The following is a 1,740-nucleotide window of genomic DNA, read 5'->3' as shown; positions in this document are numbered from 1 at the left end:
GGTGCATGCCCGCGCCGAGTACCGCCACCTCTTTCGTCATGCCGTCACCCCCGTCGGCCGCCAGTGCCACGTCGTCCACGTCGTCTCCGCGTCCTCATGGAGCACACCGGGTACGACCTCCACCTCCAGGCCCACCGCCAGGTCGGCGACGGTGATCCCGGGAGCCGCCTGTCCCAGGACCACCATCCGCTCGGCCTCCAGCTCCACAGCGATGAACGCGCACGGCTCCCACGGAAGCTCCGGATCGGTCACGTAGGGTGACGGAGGTGGATACCGGCTGTCCGTGAAGGACCAGACCCGTCCCCGCCGCGACAGCCGAATCTCCACCAACTCGCCGCCCGCACAGGCGGGGTTGCGGCAGTGATGGTCCTCGCGGGGGAAGAACACCGAGGCGCACGCGGAACAGCGCGTGCCGAGCAGCCGGAAATCGTCCCCTTCCCCGGCGAACCACCCCGTCACCACCGGAGTTCGTGCACGCGCCACAGCACCCTCCCCACAGAAAGAACCTGACGGTTCGTCAGAAGTGTGTCACGGCCCGTCGGAGATCGGCAGTCCGCGAGCCCGAAGCGAACGGAACTGCGTATGCGGCCCCTTTCCATGACGCCACCTGTCCTGGTAGACGCAGGGGCATGACACGACTCACCACCGTGGCACGTGCCCTGATCACCACGTTCGCCGCCCTGCTGGCATCGACCGCACCCAGCACGACCGCCCAGGCCGGCACCGACCCGAAGGCGCCCAAGGACTTCGTGGCGCTCAGAAGCGTGGATCCGACCATCCTTCAGGAGATGCGCTACGTCACCGCGCACAACTTCGTGGGGGAGCGCATCGACGGCTACCGGCAGCCGATCTGCATCCTCACCCGCCCCGCCGCAGAAGCCCTCCACAAGGCCCAGCGCAAGCTCCTGCGCAAGGGCTACACGCTCAAGGTGTACGACTGCTACCGGCCGCAGCGAGCGGTGGACCACTTCGTCCGCTGGGCCGAGGACCTCGACGACGAGGCGATGAAGGGCGCGTTCTACCCGAACGTCGACAAGACCCGACTGTTCGCCGACGGTTACATCGCGGCGAAGTCCGGCCACAGTCGTGGTTCGACCCTGGACGTCACGCTTGTCAGGCTCCCTGCGAAGCCGACCCGGCCCCACCACCCCGGAGAGTCCCTGGTGCCCTGCTTCGCACCCCAGGGCGAGCGATTTCCCGACAACTCGATCGACATGGGGACCGGCTTCGACTGCTTCGACACCCTCTCGCACACCCTCGACCCCCGCATCCAGGGCCGACAGCGCGCCAACCGACTGCTGCTCAAGGGCACCCTGGAAGGCCTCGGCTTCGTGAACCTGGCAGAGGAGTGGTGGCACTACACCTTCAAGCCCGAGGCCCATCCGGACACGTACTTCGACTTCCCCGTGGCCAGGAAGTCCCTCACCGGTGCTCATTGAGCAGCCTGCTCGAGGCGCCCTCTCCGTGATCGGCTACAGTCCGCGCGTGTCCGAATCTCAGCACTCCGCTTCCAACTCCGTGCCGAACTCCCACTGTTCGAGCTGCGGCGCGCCCTACCGAGAGGGCGTCACCGGCTGGCCCCGCACCTGCCCGGTGTGCGGGGCCGTGGCCTACCGCAATCCCCTCCCGGTCGCGGTCGCCCTCCAGCCCGTGTACGACACCAAGGGCACCGCCCTGGTCGTCATCACCCGAACCATCGCCCCCGCGCGCGGAGGGATCGCCCTGCCCGGCGGTTACATC

2 protein-coding genes and 1 pseudogene are annotated in these 1,740 nt (G+C 68.1%); 2 read left to right on the top strand and 1 reads right to left on the bottom strand.

The window, feature by feature from the left end; translation table 11 throughout:
- Positions 1 to 36: 36 nt before the first annotated feature.
- Complete coding sequence (locus tag ABZ281_RS48210; protein WP_356665064.1) at positions 37 to 462, bottom strand: zinc ribbon domain-containing protein; 426 nt, start codon at positions 460 to 462, stop codon at positions 37 to 39.
- Positions 463 to 629: 167 nt separating this feature from the next.
- Here ABZ281_RS48210 and ABZ281_RS48205 point away from each other — a divergent pair, with 167 nt between their 5' ends.
- Positions 630 to 1,439, top strand: a complete 810-nt coding sequence (locus ABZ281_RS48205; RefSeq protein ID WP_356665062.1) for a M15 family metallopeptidase — start codon at positions 630 to 632, stop codon at positions 1,437 to 1,439.
- Between the two features lie 46 nt (positions 1,440 to 1,485).
- Positions 1,486 to 1,740 (top strand): annotated as a pseudogene (locus ABZ281_RS48200) (NUDIX hydrolase); the annotation flags it as partial.

Origin of the sequence: Streptomyces sp. NPDC006265 (assembly GCF_040613555.1) — a bacterium.
In the GTDB taxonomy this organism is placed as follows: domain Bacteria; phylum Actinomycetota; class Actinomycetes; order Streptomycetales; family Streptomycetaceae; genus Streptomyces.
Note: the sequence above shows the minus strand (reverse complement) of the source record. Positions and strands in the feature narration are given on the sequence as shown.